The organism is Pseudomonas sp. SWRI154, assembly GCF_014268645.1.
Taxonomy (GTDB): Bacteria; Pseudomonadota; Gammaproteobacteria; order Pseudomonadales; family Pseudomonadaceae; genus Aquipseudomonas; species Aquipseudomonas marvdashtae.
This window is the reverse complement of record NZ_JABWQW010000005.1, coordinates 96,064-113,830: the sequence shown is the minus strand read 5'-3', so window position 1 is coordinate 113,830 and position 17,767 is coordinate 96,064. Positions and strand designations below refer to the sequence as shown.

The following is a 17,767-nucleotide window of genomic DNA, read 5'->3' as shown; positions in this document are numbered from 1 at the left end:
CGAAGGTTAGAATGCGGCAAACCAGGAAGAGTCAATGACCGAACGTATACTCTCGGAAGCCGAATATGACGCCATCACCGATGCGGCCGCGCATTGGTGCATGCGTCTGCATGCCGATGACTGCACGAATACCGAGCGGCTCGCATTCAAGCAATGGCACGACGCCGATCCCTTGCATGCCTTTGAATACGAAGCCATGCTGGAAATCTGGGGCGCTGCCGAACACTTGCCGCGTGTCGAGCCGATGCCCGCCGCCCCGCGCCCCCGATCCCGGTCCCGCTGGAACCGGTTGGCCATCGCTGCCACGGTGCTCGCCCTGGGCCTGCCCCTGGCCGCGTTCACCGGTTGGAACCTGGGATGGCTACCCAACGCCTATCAGCGATTCGAGGCCGGCACGAGCGTGCGTCAGATCATCCTGGACGACGGCAGCCAGGTAGAACTCAACCTGGGCAGCGAACTGGTGTTCGCCAACTACAAGGACGAGCGTCGGGTCACGCTGAAAAAAGGCGAGGCTTTTTTCGACGTAAGCCATGATACCCGGCATCCGTTCGTTGTCCGGGCAGGCCAGGGCCAGGTACGCGTGACGGGTACGCGTTTCAACGTCTGGATGTATCAGGATCAGGTACGGGTCACGCTGCTGGAGGGTTCCGTTTGGGTGACCAGCAACAAGGCGTCCAATGCTGGCGGTTCACAGCTGTCACCCGGGATGCAGGCGAGCTACAAGGCTGGCGATTTCCAACCGCAGGTTCGCGAGGTCGGGGTCGATGACAGTTCATTGGCGTGGCGTAACGGCAAGCTGGTGCTGGATAACCTCGCCCTCTCGGACGCTCTGCCTTTGATCAATCGCTATCTCGACCACCCCGTCATGCTGGCCGACAACAGCACGGGCACCTTGCGTATCGGCGGTATCTACAACCTCAACGAGGTGAAGAACCTCGTGCCTACGTTGCCTAAGGTCTTGCCGGTCTACCTGACACAGAACAAGGACGGCAACCTGGTGCTCAACGCCATCGGCCGCCCACCCCGAAACTGAAAAAGCCGCCACCCATACGGGTCGCGGCTTTCTGTCCAGCTCGGCTTGACTACTGCGTCGCCACCTTTGCTGCTCGATCAGCCTCTCGAATAATCAGCGCTTGATAATGCGGGTCGGCCTTGATCTGCTGTTCGGTGAAGGGCAGCACACTCCATTGGCGGTTCGAGAACGCCTGGGTCTGATCCGCCGAATAAGGCGATGAGGGATCGCTGGAGAGCGAGAAGGCCAACAACCCCTGAGCATTGGGACCGCTGCCGTCAAACGTCACCACTTGCAGATAGCTGGTGCCGCCGACCACTTCGCGTTTACCGTTCGCGCCCGGCACGCTCTGGATCGCGTTGTAGATTCCCAATTCTCCAGGTCCGCCGTGAATGGGCGTGCGATGGGCACCGCTGCTGGCCACCTGTATGTCCTGCCATTGACTGTCCGCAGGCAGCCCGGCCGCCTTCAACGCGTCCACCGATGCACGCATGGCCTGACGCAAGGCCTCGGCCACCGCAGGCCGCTCGACCGCCAGGCCGCGAGGGGTATGTTGCGGATCCTTCGGGTCAAATGCGACGCGCCAGATACCAGGCACAGCCTGCAACGCCTGCATGATGTGCTGGAAATGGACGAAGCCCACGCCGTTGTCCAGGCTCGCGGTGCGATCCCAGTTCTTCAGACGAGTGCATGCCTCGGCCAATGCCGATGCATCGGCTCCCAGGTCGCCGGCGCAAAACCCCAACAGGTCGGGCATGACCTGATCGGCCAGATAGACCTGGTCGTCCATGACCATGCGCTGCAGGTCATTGACCGTCACTGGCCCGCTCTTGGCCAACTGGCCCAGTCGATCCAGGGCAAACCGCGCGCGCAGGCCCAGCGGCAGGTCTTGCTGGCTGATCACCGGCGAATAGCCGGACAAGGGCCGCGAGGGGTTGACCATCCAGGCGGAATCGTTGGAGTTCTGCACGTAATCGCGACGTGACAACTGTGGGAGCTTGTCGGCCGCGTAAATACCCTTTTGCACGGCTTTGGGGTCGATGTCCCAATCACATTCACTGCGCGAGCCATCCAGCACGATCAGCTTCTGGCCGGCCCTGGGATCGCTGCAGCGGGCAAGCTTGTGGGCGTCGACGTTGGGCACCACCGAGACGTTCATGTACAGGCTGTGACCTTGGTCGTCCACCGCCAGCGTATTGACCCACGCAATCCCATGGATGCGCTGGACAGTGTCCTGCAGATCCTTGAGCGTGACGGCACGATTCATCGCGTACCACTGCGCCAGTACCCGATCATTTTCCAGGTTGGCATCGCGCAAGCTGTAGGCGAACCGGTTATCCCAGTCCAGCTTGCCCGGCCATTGCACGATCGGCCCGAACCTGGAGCTATAGACCACCCGCGAAACGGGCTTGACCTGCCCATCGGCTTGCTTGATATCCACCGTGACCGTTTGCTGACGCATAGGCACTGACTTGCCATCGAACAGGTAGCGGGTCGGGTCTTTGGGGTCCAATTGCAGGCGGTACAGTGTGAAGTGTTTTGACGTATCGACGGTGTGGGTCCAGGCCAGATGCTGGCTGAAGCCGATATTGATCATCGGCAAGCCTGGGAGGGCCGCACCCATCACGTCAAGTTTGCCAGGTATGGTCAAGTGCATCTGGTAAAAACGCATGCCACCCAACCAGGGAAAATGCGGGTTCGCCAGCAGCATGCCGCGCCCGTTGAAGGAGCGTTCGCTGCCGATGGCCAAGGCATTGCTCCCGCGTTCAAGGGCGAAACGCTGCTGGCGGGCCGCCGCGACAGCGAAGCCGGACGTCGATAGGTCGGCTTGCGCGGTTGCCTTGGGTGGCTGCGCCCCGGCCAAGGCCTCGGCGAACTGGCCGACGCCGCCCTCTACCAGCAGACGCCGGGTCAGCTTCACCAAGTCCTGCGTGGTGATCGGTCGTACCCATTCGCTCGCGCATTGTTCGGGCAGGCCTTTCTCCCTGCGCTCAGCCAACGCACGGTTGTAACCGCCCACATAACCTTCCACCAACTGTTGGACCTCGGGCGCCTGGGCCTGCCAGAAACCGGAGACAGCCTGCGGTGTATTGAGCCAGGTGAAAAACAGGTCGCTGGCTCGGTTCTCTCGTTGCTCGACCGTGACCTGTTGCGGGCCAAAATAACGCGAGCGTTGACCATTGACCGTCACGATTTCATTGGCCAGCAAACACAAATTATCCTGCGCGTAAGCGTAGCCGATGCCGTACCCCAGCCCCCGCTCGTCCTGGGCCCGAATATGCGGCACGCCAAAACTGGTGCGACGAATTTCCGCAGTGGCCTGCTCAGCCTCGCCTCGCGCGCCGACCACGGTACTCAGGCCCAGGGTCATCCCCAGCAACGCACCGGCAAAGCAAAACCTCGATAACTGCCCGGACATTCCCACATGCACTCCCGCTCGATAGCTTTCAAGAACCAGGACGGTCACCGGTACGTCCACGGACAACATCCGGTCCGGCCTGGAAATCCACATGCCGCATGCTGAACGCGGATGTGCCTACCTTGAGAACGAACCGGATGAAAAAAAATTAACGGTCTCGCAACCCGCTTTTACGGGGCTTCGGCCAGGTCCAGGCAATTTTTTCACATCAAGGCTCTCATGATTGGTCACTTTCGTTCGTCCTATACAGGAGAGCATTCGTGATTGTTTCTGTCAGGCTGATAAGGAGTCTCTACATGCATAACACGCAAGTCCCCATGGAGGGTAAGCCAGGATCGGCCCGCGTCGCGATGACAAACACCCACCGCGAATTTCCGGGGCCAACGGAGCGAGGCGGTAACGAACAGATCAAGCGGCTGCTCAAGAGCTATGGGCTCAGGACCAGCCTGATCCGTCTCAAAGTCATCGATGCGCTGCTCAAGGCCGCCGAGGAAAATCGCCGCTTGGGCGTACGGGGTGTTCACAGCCAATTGCTGGGATTGGACATTCCATTGTCCTTCCTGAGCGTGCGTGAGGTTTTGAAGCGCCTGTGCAGCGAGGGCGTGGTTACGCTCAATCCCGATAAAAGCTACAGCTTGCACCACAGCGCCGTGGCCTTGCTCAACCCTGGGGAGTGACCGGCGCTCAAGGCTTGACCTTGCGCCGCATCACGCCGTTGATCCCCACCACGATGACCGCCACGGCAATGGCGATGTATTGAAACAGCTGCTCGCTGATCATGCCTTTGCCTTGCATCCAGGACAGTCCCAGCATGATTGCCAGGACGACGAGCACCACCAGAATCGAGTATTTCAAACGTTGTGAATGTGTCATTTGCCATGTTCCTGAAGTGATCCGTTGTGCATCCCGCGTACTTCCCAGGCACTGTTTCGCCGATGTCATTTGCGCGATGCAGGCAGGCCATATGGTACAGCCGTGGCGCATTTTTGCGCGACTGCGGCTGTAGAAGATTGGTCAGCTGTCTCCATCGGACGTCAGATTATTTACCAATAGGAACTGCAAGCATCCTCTGAAGGATACTTCCTACAAACGTAGTTCCTTTTTCCCTCACCGATACAGGGAAAGACGCCTTACGACCATGGACGCCCCCACGTACTCTCGAAAAAGAAGTGATTTTCTTCTTTCCGAAAGCCAACGTTGGGTACTCATGCAGAATCAGCCGTCCCTTTTATCACCCATTCGCCTGACAGGTTTCTGCCTGGCAATCGCCCTTTTCGAATGCCTCACTTACATGGCCAGCGACCTGGTCATGCCCGCCATGCTCAAGGTGACCCAGGACCTGGATGCGCCTGCAGATCAAATTCCTTATGCGTTCAACTTGTACCTTTTGGGCGGCATCCTGCTGCCATGGCTGATCGGTCCGTTGTCGGACCGCCATGGCCGGCGCCCATTCATGCTCGCCGGTTGTGGCGGGTTTGTGGTCGCCTGCGTGGCAATCACCCAGGTCACCGACATGCATGGGTTCAATGGGCTCCGTCTGATCCAAGGCATGGGGCTGGGCTTTGTGATTGCGGTCAGCTATCCGGCCATACAAGAAGTATTTTGCGAAGCCGACGCCGTGAAAGTCATGGCGTTGCTGGGCAACCTCGCCCTTCTCTCGCCGTTGCTGGGGCCATTGGTGGGCGGGCTGCTGCTGCAATGGCTGTCCTGGCGCGAGCTGTTCATGCTGCTGGCCGGCCTCGGTATGGTGAGCTGGCTCGCTTTGTGGTGGTTCATGCCGCGAAACATCCAAGTTACGGCTAAAACGCCGGACGTCGAGGCGTTAGACGTGCGTTCGCTGGTCAGGCGATACAGCGCGCTGCTGGGCCATGTGGGGTTCATGTCGGCCAGCGTCGCGCTGGGCTTGATGAGCTTGCCGCTGATTGCCTGGATCGGCCTGTCGCCCTTGCTGTTGATCCAGGGCCAGGGCTTGTCGCCACTGGAATATGGGGTTTGGCAGATTCCGGTTTTCTCGGCGGTGATCCTCGGAAATTTCCTGCTCAACATCCTGGTAGAGCGGGTCGGCGTGCGCCGGGTGGTCTACTACAGCCTGTGGCCTTTCTGCGCTGGACTGGTCGCCTTGGTCGTAGCCAGCCAATTCGATCTTCCCCTCACCGTATTGGTCAGCAGCCTGTCGCTGTACGCCGTCGGGCTCGGCATGGGCAATGCCGCGTTGTATCGACTGGCGCTGTTTGCCAGCGATGACAGCAAGGGGCTGGTCTCGGCCATGGTCGGGATGATTTCCATCGCGGTGATGAGCGCGGCGGGCTCGCTGTTGGCCCTGCTGGGTGCCGGGGCGAACCTGCAATCCTTTGCGTTGATGGCCGGCATCGCCGGGCTCAGCTGTCTTGTTGCGTTGCGCCTGTTCATAACGCAACCGTCCGCTCACGTTTGAATGCTCCCCCTCTCTGAGGAAAACCTGATGATTCACTTTCCCTACGCCGATGCGCTTTGCGCATTGCCGCAACCGTATGGCTGCGATTTGGTACCCCTCGGGTTGTTCGATAAGGCGATGGCTGAAATCAGCCTGTTCCACTGCCATCACTCGCCCGGCTACGAAGACTGGCTCAACGCCAACGGCCTTACGGTGGACGACTTGGAGCACCTGACCGACTGGTCGCGCCTGCCGCCTATCTATGCCAATTACTTCAAACAGCGATTGCTGCTCAGCCCCACCGCCGAAGATGCACTGGAGCTCACGTCTTCTGGCACCAGCGGCCAGAAAAGCCGCATGCGTTATGACGAGCGCAGCATGGCGGCGGCCCAAGGGATGGTGGCAAACATCTTTGACTACTATCGCTGGAACACACCGGATTCGCCCTGCAACTACCTGCTGTTCAGCCATGAACCCGAAGCAGCCAATCGGCTAGGCACCGCGTATACCGATCAGTTCCTCTGCCGCTTCGCACCGGCCAATCGCGTCGCCTATGCCCTGAGGCGTACCGGAAAAAGCCACGAGTTCGACGTTTTCGGTGTGATCGCGGCCTTGCAATCGTTCGCCGAAGAAGGACTGCCGGTGCGCATTTTCGGCTTTCCGGCGCTGCTGTGGCACGTGCTTGAGCGCATGACGGACACCGGCCAACTGGACCTGAAGCTAGACCCCGCGTCTCTGGTTTTCCTGGGCGGGGGCTGGAAGAAACAGGCCGCAGAGGAAATCCCCCGCCGTCAGGTCTACGAACGTATCACCCGGCAACTGGGCATCGAGCCCCATCGCTGCCGTGACGGTTATGGCGCGGTCGAGCACGCGGTGCCCTACATCGAATGTGAACGCCATCGGTTCCACGTACCGGTCTATTCGAAAGTCTTCGTGCGCCACCCCGCGAACTTCAGCGTCCAGCCGTTCGGCGAGGCAGGACTGCTGTCGTTCGTATCGCCTTACATCTCTTCCAGTCCGGCCCATGCCGTGGTGATGAGCGATCTGGCGACCTTGCACCCCGCCACCTGCGAGTGCGGCCTGAAGACCCAATGGTTCGAACTGCACGGTCGGGCCGGTACCAGTGCCAGCCGAAGCTGCGCCATGGCCGCCGCCGAACTGATCAAGGAAAACTGACATGTACCTCGTAAATGGCCAACTGAGCGCCGACCTGACGCTCGAAACCGCGCTTGAATGCCTGCAAGCGCAACTCCCCGCGCTGCTGGACGTCCCGCCCCGCAGCGAAGAGGTACTCGATTGCGCAGAGGCGTTCGTAGCGAGGCTGCGCACGCCCGGCCAGCAGCTCATGCTCGATGAGGATCAGCGCCAGGCGCTGATAACATTCTGTGACCGCAAGCACTTGAGCCTCAAGCTTGAGCGGGAACTGGGAGCGAGTCCACGCTCGTTGCGGCGAATCGATTACGGCGACGGCCCCTTCGAAAGCTGGCAGCCCCTTGGCCTCGTGGTGCACGTCACCCCGGGTAACTCAGCCTTGCTGGGATTCTGCGCGGCGTTGGAAGGCCTGTTGGCGGGGAACGTGAACTGGCTGCGACCCAGCGCTCGCGATGGCGACCTCACGGCCCGCCTGCTGGCGGCATTCTTGAGCGGCGACCCGAGTGGACGGCTGCACGGTTACGTGGCGGTACTGCCTGTGCCAGCCAAGGAGAGCAGGCGTCTTTTCGCACTGGCGCATGGCGTCAGCGCCTGGGGTGGCAACACCGCGCTGACAGCGCTGCGCGAGCAGATTCCAAGCGGCTGCCGCTGGATCGACTGGGGTCATCGGGTCAGCTTCGCCTATATCACCCCTGCCGCCGCCAACGAGCAGACGCTGGACAGCCTGGTGGATGAAATCTGCCGCCTCGATCAACAGGCGTGCTCCAGCCCGCAATGGCTGTTGGTCGACAGCAACGAGCCGGCGCAGCTGCAAGCATTGGGCAACGCCCTGGCTGCCGCTTTCGAACGGCGGAGCGGACACTGGCCCGCCCTGGAAGCCACCGCGGCTGAAGCGTGTGAAATCACCACCCGAACCGCATTGGCCCGACTCGATTACAGTTTCGCCGGAGCAATCGGCGAGGTCTGGGCGGGTGACGGCTGGCGCATTTTGTGGGAGCACCACCGCGAACTGCTGCCCTCGCCACTGTTTCGCACGTTGCTGCTGCGGCCGGTGCCTGAAGAGCTGCTTTGTGAAACGTTACTGCCCTGGCGGAACGTACTGCAGAGCTGCGCCCTGATCTGTGAGCCGGAGCGGGCGGCCGGGTTGGCGCGCCGCCTGATAACGGCGGGCGTCACCCGCGTGGCCTCGACCGCCGCGATCCAACAGGGCTATGACGGCGAGCCACACGACGGTGTCTACGCGCTGCAGCGATTGAGCCGGCGAGTATCAGTCGGACTAGCGCCGGATGTCGCCAGTCATCGTGTCACGCTGGATGCCGTTGCCGCGGCGGTGCCGCTCCATCCGTCGACGCCAATCATGGACAAGGCCGCGTTCCTTGCACTGCCCCTAGCCCCTCAAGCCCAACTGTTCTTCCGCTCTGGCGGCAGCAGCGGCGCCCCCGTGCTGTCGCCCTACAGTTATGGCGATTTTGAGCACCACATGCGTGCCGCCGCCGACGGCCTGCGCGCTGCGGGCCTGGATCCTGCGCAGGACCGAGTCATCAACCTGTTTTATGGCGGCGGTCTGTACGGCGGCTTCCTCAGTTTCACGAAAATCCTGGAACAGATGAAGGTCGTGCATTACCCCATGAGCGCGCCAGCCGATGAGGATTTCGCCGAGATCGCGCAGTTGATTGTCGATCATCGGATCAACACCGTGATTGGCATGCCCAGTACCCTGCACCGCCTGTTCGCAAGCCAACAGCGGGAGCTCCAACGCTACGGCGGCGTTCATAAAATATTGCTTGGCGGCGAGCACCTGGGGCCAGACAGCCGCACGTTATTCCAGCAGTGTGGCGCCACCCGGATCTGCTCAGCCATCTACGGCACCGTGGACGCGGGGCCCCTCGGTCATGCCTGCCTGGCCAGTGATGACGGCGTGTTCCATCTCATGGACGACATTCAATACCTGGAGATCGTCCAGCCGGACATCGACAGTCCGGTCGCCGCGGGCGAAACCGGACGCTTGCTGTTCACGTCGCGCATACGTCAGGCGCGGCCTCTGCAACGCTACGAAGTTGGCGACCTGGGGCGCTGGCTACCCGGTCGCTGCGCGTGTGGCCTGGAATCGCCGAGATTCCAATTGCGCGAGCGCCACGGCCACCTGCTGCGCGTTGCGACCGAATTTATCAATACTCGGGAACTGGTCGAGCAGGCACAAGCGGCCATCCAGATCGTGCTCGATCACGAGAACGGCGGTTGTGAACGCTTGCTGATTCGCACCAATGGCGACGCCGAAACGGTTCGACGCAAAGTGCTGGAGCTTGCACCGCTGCGCACGTCCGTAGATGCCGCGCTGCTGGTCCTGAACGTCCGGAGCTGTCCGATAGAGCGCTTCGAACGCAATAAGCACAGCGGCAAAGTCCCGCTGGTAATTGATCGCAGAATCTGCGGCCAGTGAGCCCGTCCGTAATCGATAAGCAGACCTTCAAGCCTTGAGAGAATCCTGATGAGCGCTTCATTATCTTACGAGCAGTGGCTCAACCACATCCGCACGCATTCGGCCTTCTACAACACGCAGTTAAGCCATTTGCCCGCCCAGGGAAGCGCCTTCGAACAACTGCCGGTGGTCGATTTAAATGAATACTGGAAAGGCAGCGATGACCTGGATAATTGGCGAGTACTGACCGACAAAGTCAGCGATGCACTGGTTTTCAAAACCGGCGGCACGACCAGCCAAGGCAAACTTTCGGTATATACCCACGCTGAATGGCAATTGATGCTCGACTGCTTCGGTCGCAGCCTGTCCGCCCAATTGGACGCTGGAGATAGAATCGCCAACCTGTTTTTTTCCGGCGACCTGTACGCCAGCTTCCTGTTCATTCATGGCGCCCTTTGCAGCGTGGACATACCCATCACCGAGTTCCCCTTCACCGGATCGGTGGAACTCGACGCGTTGGCCGAGGCCATCGCCGGGTACGGCATCAATGTGCTGGTAGGCGTGCCTGCGCACTTGTTGGCATTTGCCAGCCATGTCAACGGACAAGGCCGATCGCTGCCAGAAATCACCACCATCCTGTTTGGCGGCGAGAACCTGTTCGAAAGCCAGATGCCGACCTTGAAGCGGGCGTTTCCCCGCGCGCGCTTTGCGTCGATCGGATACGCCAGTGTGGATGCCGGCCTGGTCGGCGCCAGCACAGCCGATTGCGGTTTGGGGGAGCATCGCGTGTTCGACGAACAGACTCGGGTAGAGATCATCGACGACCTGAGCGGTGAAGTCATCGAGGCCTGCGGTCAAACCGGCAACCTGGTGGTGACCAATCTCACCCGGACCTTGATGCCGATCGTCAGATACCCGGTAGGCGATCGGGCCATCTGGTGCGAGCCTGCCGGCACGCCACGGCGCAAGTTCGCCCTGCAAGGGCGCAGCGCACAAAGCCGTCGTGTCCGGGTGGGTGTGTTGTCGCTGTTCCCCGAAGAAATCAACGACATCGTCCGACGCATGGGCGGCGATCTTCAATGGCAACTGATTATCGAGCACGCCCAGGACAATGATCGCGTGCTTCTCAAGTGGCGACCCGATGTACCGGCGAACGCTGGGCAAATACGCTCGCGGGAACTGAAAGACGCCTTGATCGAGCAATATCCTGGCCTCGATCAACTCCGCGTGGATGTCCAGACCTGCAATGCGCAGGAGCTCGAACGCCATCCCCGTTCCGGCAAGCACCTGTCGATCATCGATCGTCGGGTCTACGGTGCGCCGACCGATAGGAGCCTCGGATGAGCCAAGTGGTCATCAGGCCGTTCAGCCCTACGGACAGTGCCGGTACCTGCGAGCTTTTCCGCCGGGTGTACGGCGATCATTACGTCTCGCCGGACGTCTACATGCCGCAGATGATCTGCCAGCATCATCTCCAGGGCCGATGGCATTCCTTGGTCGCGGTGATTGGCGATCACGTAGTCGGTCATGCCGCACTGTGTCGCCAGCAGCCTGCGAGCCAGGACGCCGAACTGGCGTTGGTGGCGGTTGATCCTGATTTGCAGGGCGCGCAGATTGCCACGCGGCTGGGAGAGCAACTCCTGGACCGCTGCCAGGCGCTCGGGCTCGCCAGGTTATCGATCAAACAAGTCACCAGCCATCGATACAGCCAACGGCTGGCACAACGGCTCGGTTTTCACGACACCGGCTTGTTGCCTGATTTCGTGCCCTCTCCGTTCGCCACGGACCGGGCCGAAACCATCGTCATTGGCTGTCAGGTCAGCGGCGGCAACGATCGGCCGTTGCCGCATCTTCAATGGCCTGCTCAATACCAATGGCTGATGGATCCACTGGCGTCGCGATTCGGAACCACCCTTGACGAGACTCCGACGGCGATACAACCGCTGCGGGTAAGCCATTTGCCTGGACGAATCGACATCGTGGCCGAGCGCATGGACGCCTGCCTCGTCGGGCAACTGCGACACCTGCCAGCCCACTGGCCGCTTTCGGTACGGCTCGGTCTCGGTCGGCACTTCTGCACGGACTACCGCCTACTGATGGCCGCCGGGTTCTTCTTCACCGGAATAATGCCCAACGAGAGCACGCAACGCTGGCAGGCGCTGTTTCACCGTATCGCCCAAGCGCGCAGGCTCACGCTGGATTCAGCGCCAATGCAACGGCTTCACGATCAATTGCAGGCGCACGCTCAAGCCTGGAAAAACACCCAGGCCAGCTCGGCCGCCTGATACCCGCCTGACCTGCGCTCAAGCTATTGGCAAGGACGCCGATAGAATCGGTACGCCTATCCCAAATTGTTTCCGAAAGACGCCTTCGTGCAAGGAACACCCACATGCCCTCATTGCGCACCATTCAGGCCCGCTACACGCTGTTCCTGGTTCTGTTTATTCTGGTGTTATCCATCCTGACCGTTGTCGGCATCAGCTATCTGGTCGCGCCCAAGCTGCGCCACACCGAAGAGCAAGTGGCACTGAACCGCATTGCCGAGGTCGCCGAACAGATCCAGGGCGAACTGAACAAGGTACAGGCACAACAACGCAGCATTACCCAGACCATCCCTCTGCTCGACAGCGATGCCATCGACAAGGTATTGCCAGGCCTGGTGGACCAGTACGGCGAGCTGAAAATCTTCGGCGGCGGGATCTGGCCATTGCCCAACCAGCGCGCCGAAGGCCGTAACAAATTCAGTACCTTCTGGCACCGTGACGCCTCCGGCAAGCTGGCAGTCAATACGTTCTGGAACAGCGACGCCGCGCCGAACTATTACGAACAACCGTGGCACAAAGGTGGCATGGCCACTGCGCCGGGCAAATGCGCCTGGGCGGCCGCCTACAAGGACGACGCCAGCGCCGAGCCTCGCACCAACTGCGCCATGGCGATCCAAAAGAATGGCGCGCCTTATGGCGTCTCCACCATTGACGTGACCTTGGGGTTCTTTAACAACCTGATTGCGCGCAAGGAAGCCGAATTGAGCGCCGAAATGCTGATCGTCGAAGGCGACGGCAAGATCATCAGCAACAGCTCGCGGATCAGCGGGCCGATCGTGCTGAAGAACATCAGCGAATTGGCGGCGGATTCGCCCTTCGCCGCCCAGGTCAAGGCTGGCCTGGCCCACCGCGACCAACCGTTGCAGCGCGTCGAGTTCGACAACAAAGGCGAAGCCAGCACGTTCTTCATGCGGCCGATCGAAGGCTCGCCGTGGTTCCTCGCCACCGCGTTGCCGACCCGCCTGATCACCGCCCAGCGTGACGATGTGTTGAACACCCTGAGCCTGCTTCAGATTCCGATGGTGATCCTGCTGGTACTGATGCAGCTGTATGCAATCCGCCAGTTGACCCACCGCATGAAAATCCTCAAGGGCAACATCGATGCGCTGTCGACCGGCGACGCCGACCTGACCCGCCGCATCACCATCCGCGCCGAGGACGAACTGGGTGCCATCGGCCATTCGGTCAACAAGTTCATTGCCTATTTGCAGGACATGATCGGCGAAGTCACCCAGGCCACCGGCGCCATGGCTTCGAGCCTGGACAACCTGCAGCGGACCTCGGCCCACACCAGCGAAATCCTCATGCGCCATGCCTCGGAAACCGACCAGACCGTGACGGCGATCACTGAAATGAGTTCCACGGCGGAAAGCGTGGCGCAGAACGCTGCCGAGACGGCGGCCTTCACCCAGCGCGCCAACGAGCATGCCGACCGTTCCCGGGTTGTGGTCGGTGAGGCGTCGAACAGCGTCGTGGCGTTGATCGACGAAGTGGCCATAGCCACCCGCAAAGTCGAAAGCATGCAACAGGACGCGCAACGCATCACCGAGATCCTCGGCGTGATCGGCGCCATCGCCGGACAAACCAACCTGTTGGCCCTCAACGCCGCCATCGAAGCCGCCCGGGCCGGTGAACAAGGCCGTGGCTTCGCGGTGGTGGCCGACGAAGTTCGCGCCCTTGCCGCCCGGACCCAGGCCAGCACCTCGGAAATCAACGAAATGCTCACCCGCCTGACTCAGGGCGTCAGCTCCTCCGTGTCGGCCATGGAGAACACCCAGGCCAGCTGCCAATCCGCCGCCGACGCCACGTCCCGGGTCAACTCGGGCCTGGATGAAATGGCCGGTTCGGTCAGCCAGATCAACAGCCTGAGCACCCAGATCGCCACCGCCGCCGAGCAACAGAGCGCGGTGACCGAGGAGATCAACCGCAGCATGGTGCAGATACGGCACATGGTGGAGGAACTGGTGGAAAGTGGTCTGGCCAGCGAGAACAACACTCGGCAACTGCTGGATGCCAATAGCCGGGTGAATGCGATTATGGGGCGGTTCAAGGTTCGGTGATGTACGCACTTGATGAAAGCACCGTGGGGTGAGAAAGCCTACTCTCTCATCCCACAGTGGTCGGGTGCATGCCGCCCGCGCTAGCTCTACGGAACGCTGTTTGGAAAACAAATGCGTATCCTTTTCTCTCAATCTTGGCGAATTCTGGATCAGCCGCGACGCTAGAAGTTGAACTCCGCCATCACGGTTTATTGCGATAGCAGATCGTCCACCACACCTGAGTGCCATCGTATTGTCCGGACAGGTGGCGACCCTGGTCCAGGAAGCTCAAATCTCGCCACCTGGTCGTCCCACCAGGATCGTTGGCGAGCCAAATGTGTGCATCGCCGCCGTCTCCCCATCCATAACGGATCAGCGATCCCCACTCGGGGTAGAGATGCCCCAGTCGTCTGTCTCCTTGTTGTCCTTGAACTACAGTGAAGTCGGCAACAATTGGAGGTCGATACCCCTTGCCCGCATTGGCTTGGACGTAGGCATAGAGTTGAGCGACAGAACGCCGCGCCAGCGTTTCCGTCAGGAACCACTTGGCGGGCGCGTTCAGGGTGTATGCGACGCTGCGCCCGGCACCATCGCGCGCGGTGATCGTGGCAGCTCCCGTCCAAGCCCGAACCAGCGTTACCTGGCCCGCGGCATTGACGGTGACCTCCGGCCGAGAGGACGTGTAGGTGACCGGACCAACGGCCCGGCCCACTGACCGAGTGTAGTAGGCGCCATCGAAGCCCGTCGTCGGTTGGAATACGCTGGGGTTCCAGCCGTTGATGCTGAATGCATTCCATTCAAGTCCGAGCACCCTCAAGGAGTACTGCGCAGAGGGATCGCCGAGGGGCAGCCCATTGCGATGCACCTCATAAAACACCAGCGCGAAACGATCGCTGTTGGGCAACAGCGTGCCCTGACCAACCGTATAGTCCAGCGGGGCTGGGGGAGTCCCCACCCGCTTGCTCTGCCGGGCACTGCCGTCAGCGGTGCCTTCGAAGATCATCGTCACGTCATCGCCGGGGCGCATGTCGTCGAATTCAACGCGGATCGTTACGCCGCCGGGCAGAACGCTCGGATCCACCGTGTCGTCGGCATCTGCCTCGATGACTCTGGGCGCCGGCAAGTCTAGCGCCACCCGTATGCTGTAAGAGCGCAGCGGGAGGGTGACGGCCTCGGCCTCGTCCTGGCTTCGGTCCAGGGTCACCTTGAATTCCAGGTCCAGCTGCGTGTCGTTCCCCAGGTCCTGCAGGTAGCTGTAGGGGGCTGTGCTGAGGGCGTAGCCCTGATCCACCCATCCCTGGCTGACGCGGCTGCCCGGCGCCAGGGTCAGGTCGTGCGCAGTGCCGTCCGCCTTGCGCCCCTTCAGCCGCAACCAGACGTACTGGCCGGCCGCGATGAGCGGCCATACGCCCACGCGGATGGTTCCGCCGCTGGTGACGGTGCCCAAGTCCAGCCCTGCGCCCTCGCCACTGTTGTCCGCCTGCAGGATCTTGGGCTTGGCGACCAGCAGGTCGTCTTGGGCAATAGGCTGCACCACCAAGGTGAGGTCGGACGAAGGAATGGGATCCTGGTTGCCCCGAATGACCTCATAAGACACCGTCACCGAGTTACCCAGATTAAAGGCCACCACACTGTTGGGGATTTCGATCCCCAACCCATCGCCGACCAACGATTCGTCTGAGGTGTATGAACCGTCGTCCGGCGCACCGGCCCAGGTGACCTTCAGCTTGTCATCGGGCAACAGACCATCGTTGGCCGGCACTTCGATGGTCAGCGAATCCTTGGCGTTCACCGGGTTCAAGGTACCTCCGTTGGCCTCCTTCACCGACGGAGGCTGCAGCGCCAACGCCGTCCCGATCACAAACTTCAACGAATCCGAATAGCTGTACTTACCCGTCGCGAACCGCAGGATGTCGTATTTGACCTTTAGTTCTCCCCCCCGATGGGCTTCGAAATGCTCCTGCACAAACGCAGCGCTCAGGGGAAACTCCACGGGTTTACCTTCGCTCAAGGCGTTAAGGGGCTTGGAGTCCTCATCGAGCAAAACACCTTGGGCATCACGTAACTCCCAATGTACGACATCTCCGCGCTTGGTCGGGTTGGTGACAGGATTGGGACACGTGACCTTGCTGGTGCCGTTGGGCAAGTCCTCGGGTTCCAACGCTCCGTCCTGCTCCCCCAGCACAATGGGCGGCGCCAGTTCGAATCGCGGTTCGCCTACGTTCAACAGCGCCGCATGGCGCGAGCCGCGACTGATGATATTGTCATCTTCATCGACACTCAGCAGGTTGTACGACAGGTCCAGCGTGCCGCCTTCGAGCGTCTTAAGGTGAGGGCCATCGACGGTGAAAAAGAAATCTTCCTTATTTTCTACTTCCTCCACGCTAGGATGGATCCACTTAAACTCCGGCTCATAGCTGCTCTGGTCAGCACGGGTCCCGGCCCATTTGAGTTCGATGGCCATCTCCGCCGTGATCACCTCGTCGAACGGAATGCGGATCCGCGTGCTCGTCAGGTCCGGATCGAGCGCACCGCTCTGGGCGTCGTCGGCAATGGGCGCCTCCAACTGGGTGGGCTCGCCGATGATGTTGATGAAGCGGCCCTTGGATTGCCCGATGACCGTACCGCCACGTTCCAGCTTGTAGGAAAACACCGCCTGGGTCCTAGCCAGGGCGCGGGCGGCACTGTTGGGCAGCAGGACCTCGACCACGTCGGGCGGGTTTTTCCCAAGTGTCTTGCGAGCCGTGGACTCGATAGGATCGCCGTCGAGAGTCGTGCCCTTGACGCGCATGATGATCACATCGTCCTTGGCGAATATGTCAGGGTCTACGGCCCAGACCTCAAGCATCACTGCCGCGTCGCCGAGCGTATCCAGGTCAAGTACGTTGCCGTCAGCTTGGTGGACGATCGGAGCCTCCAGCCGTGAACTGCCGGTGTCGACCACGATGCGCGTCTCCGGGCACCAGTCCTCGGATTGGTTTTTCACCAGGTCGTGGATCTGGAACGTCACGGCCAAGCCATCGGAACCTGAATCCCCCGCCTCTAGAATGACCTCCTTGCTGACATGGAGGGTGATGGGGTTGTTGTCCGGATCGTCGACCTGCGCCTGCTCAACCGGATCGGACTCCACCAATACGCCGCCCCAGCTCAAGGTGATCAGGTCACCCACGGCAATGTTGGGGTAGGGCTCTGGGGTCGAGCTATCCGGCTTGGCCCGAACGATGATGTCGACACCGTTCTCGGCGGCGTCTTGGTCCACGCCGTCCTCGACGAGCGCGGGGTCGATGTACATATACAATTCGGAGTGTGAGCCGGGGTCTGGGTCGAGGTCCTGGCCGCCGGGCAGCTCCAGCTTGACGTAAAGCTTGACCGGCGGGGTGTAGGGTTCATCTGACTGACTGGGCCGCTTGACCGTATAGGTCAGCTCGTAGGGGCCGGTCAGGAAGCGGTTCGGTGGGACCCACAAAGTCACGCGCTCCCCCACTTCGGTTTGTTGAGTGATCGTGTGCTGATCAACCTCGCCGCCGTCCAGCAACAATTTGACGTTGTCGCTGATGCTCATCTGCGTCCAATCGAGGATGTGAACTTTCAACCCCTTGTCAGGAAAGTTGCCCTGGACGGCGGCGAAGTTAAGCCCCCACTCGCCGGACGGCAAATCCTGCTCTGTGCGCCCGGGGATCTCCGGGGCACGCAGGGCCAGTGGTGCTGGGGCTTTTTTCGGTTGAGTCAGCATGGCGGGCACTCCGGTCGTGAAGGGACGATGGAGTGATTTATGCGCCCGGGCGTGTGGGGTGGCTACTGTCAGAACTTACAGGTGTGGGCAGGTTGCCGACGGATGGTCGGGGGCTGGCTGAACACTGCCCGTGTGGCGAGAGAGCAAGCTCGCGCTGGCCTCATAGGAGCAGACGAAGCCTGCGATCTTTTTGGTCTTTCGCTCGAGACTCAAGTGTCAGGAGAAAGATCGCAGCCCGTTGCACCCCACAGCTTCT

11 protein-coding genes are annotated in these 17,767 nt (G+C 61.0%); 8 read left to right on the top strand and 3 right to left on the bottom strand.

The genetic code is table 11. From position 1 onward, the window contains the following. Window positions 1-34: 34 nt before the first annotated feature. Entirely contained in the window at window positions 35-1,033 is a 999-nt protein-coding gene (locus tag HU806_RS06605) for a FecR family protein (RefSeq protein WP_186610623.1), read from the top strand. Between the two features lie 49 nt (window positions 1,034-1,082). Here HU806_RS06605 and pvdQ read toward each other — a convergent pair whose 3' ends face one another. Beyond that, window positions 1,083-3,431, bottom strand: coding sequence for a bifunctional acylase PvdQ (pvdQ, locus tag HU806_RS06600; protein WP_186610731.1), 2,349 nt, complete (start codon window positions 3,429-3,431; stop codon window positions 1,083-1,085). Window positions 3,432-3,727: 296 nt separating this feature from the next. On the opposite strand from pvdQ, the gene HU806_RS06595 reads away from it, so the two are divergent. Further along, window positions 3,728-4,108 (top strand): fe2+ zn2+ uptake regulation protein, encoded by a 381-nt coding sequence (locus HU806_RS06595; RefSeq protein WP_186610622.1) that lies wholly within the window; start codon window positions 3,728-3,730, stop codon window positions 4,106-4,108. A 7-nt stretch (window positions 4,109-4,115) separates the two neighbouring features. Here the strand turns inward: HU806_RS06595 and HU806_RS06590 are convergent, their stop codons facing one another. After that, the gene (locus HU806_RS06590) at window positions 4,116-4,304 is read right to left on the bottom strand and encodes a hypothetical protein (protein ID WP_186610621.1); all 189 of its coding nucleotides are present in this window, start codon (window positions 4,302-4,304) and stop codon (window positions 4,116-4,118) included. 334 nt (window positions 4,305-4,638) lie between these two features. On the opposite strand from HU806_RS06590, the gene HU806_RS06585 reads away from it, so the two are divergent. The 6 genes from HU806_RS06585 (at window position 4,639) to HU806_RS06560 (ending at window position 13,799) form a co-directional block, all read left to right on the top strand. Next, window positions 4,639-5,865 carry an MFS transporter gene (locus HU806_RS06585; RefSeq protein WP_186610620.1) on the top strand — a complete coding sequence of 409 codons (1,227 nt, stop codon included), beginning with the start codon at window positions 4,639-4,641 and terminating at the stop codon, window positions 5,863-5,865. Between the two features lie 27 nt (window positions 5,866-5,892). Continuing rightward, window positions 5,893-7,020 (top strand): LuxE/PaaK family acyltransferase, encoded by a 1,128-nt coding sequence (locus tag HU806_RS06580; RefSeq protein ID WP_186610619.1) that lies wholly within the window; start codon window positions 5,893-5,895, stop codon window positions 7,018-7,020. A 1-nt stretch (window position 7,021) separates the two neighbouring features. Further along, window positions 7,022-9,436 carry an acyl-CoA reductase gene (locus tag HU806_RS06575; protein WP_186610618.1) on the top strand — a complete coding sequence of 805 codons (2,415 nt, stop codon included), beginning with the start codon at window positions 7,022-7,024 and terminating at the stop codon, window positions 9,434-9,436. A gap of 48 nt (window positions 9,437-9,484) precedes the next feature. Then, window positions 9,485-10,759, top strand: a complete 1,275-nt coding sequence (locus tag HU806_RS06570; RefSeq protein ID WP_186610617.1) for a phenylacetate--CoA ligase family protein — start codon at window positions 9,485-9,487, stop codon at window positions 10,757-10,759. Continuing rightward, entirely contained in the window at window positions 10,756-11,700 is a 945-nt protein-coding gene (locus HU806_RS06565) for a GNAT family N-acetyltransferase (RefSeq protein ID WP_186610616.1), read from the top strand. The genes HU806_RS06570 and HU806_RS06565 overlap by 4 nt, the downstream gene beginning before the upstream one ends. Before the next feature lie 104 nt (window positions 11,701-11,804). Then, window positions 11,805-13,799 (top strand): methyl-accepting chemotaxis protein, encoded by a 1,995-nt coding sequence (locus tag HU806_RS06560; RefSeq protein ID WP_186610615.1) that lies wholly within the window; start codon window positions 11,805-11,807, stop codon window positions 13,797-13,799. A 181-nt stretch (window positions 13,800-13,980) separates the two neighbouring features. On the opposite strand, the gene HU806_RS06555 is transcribed toward HU806_RS06560, so the two are convergent. Further along, window positions 13,981-17,511, bottom strand: coding sequence for an Ig-like domain-containing protein (locus HU806_RS06555; protein ID WP_186610614.1), 3,531 nt, complete (start codon window positions 17,509-17,511; stop codon window positions 13,981-13,983). Window positions 17,512-17,767 lie beyond the last annotated feature (256 nt).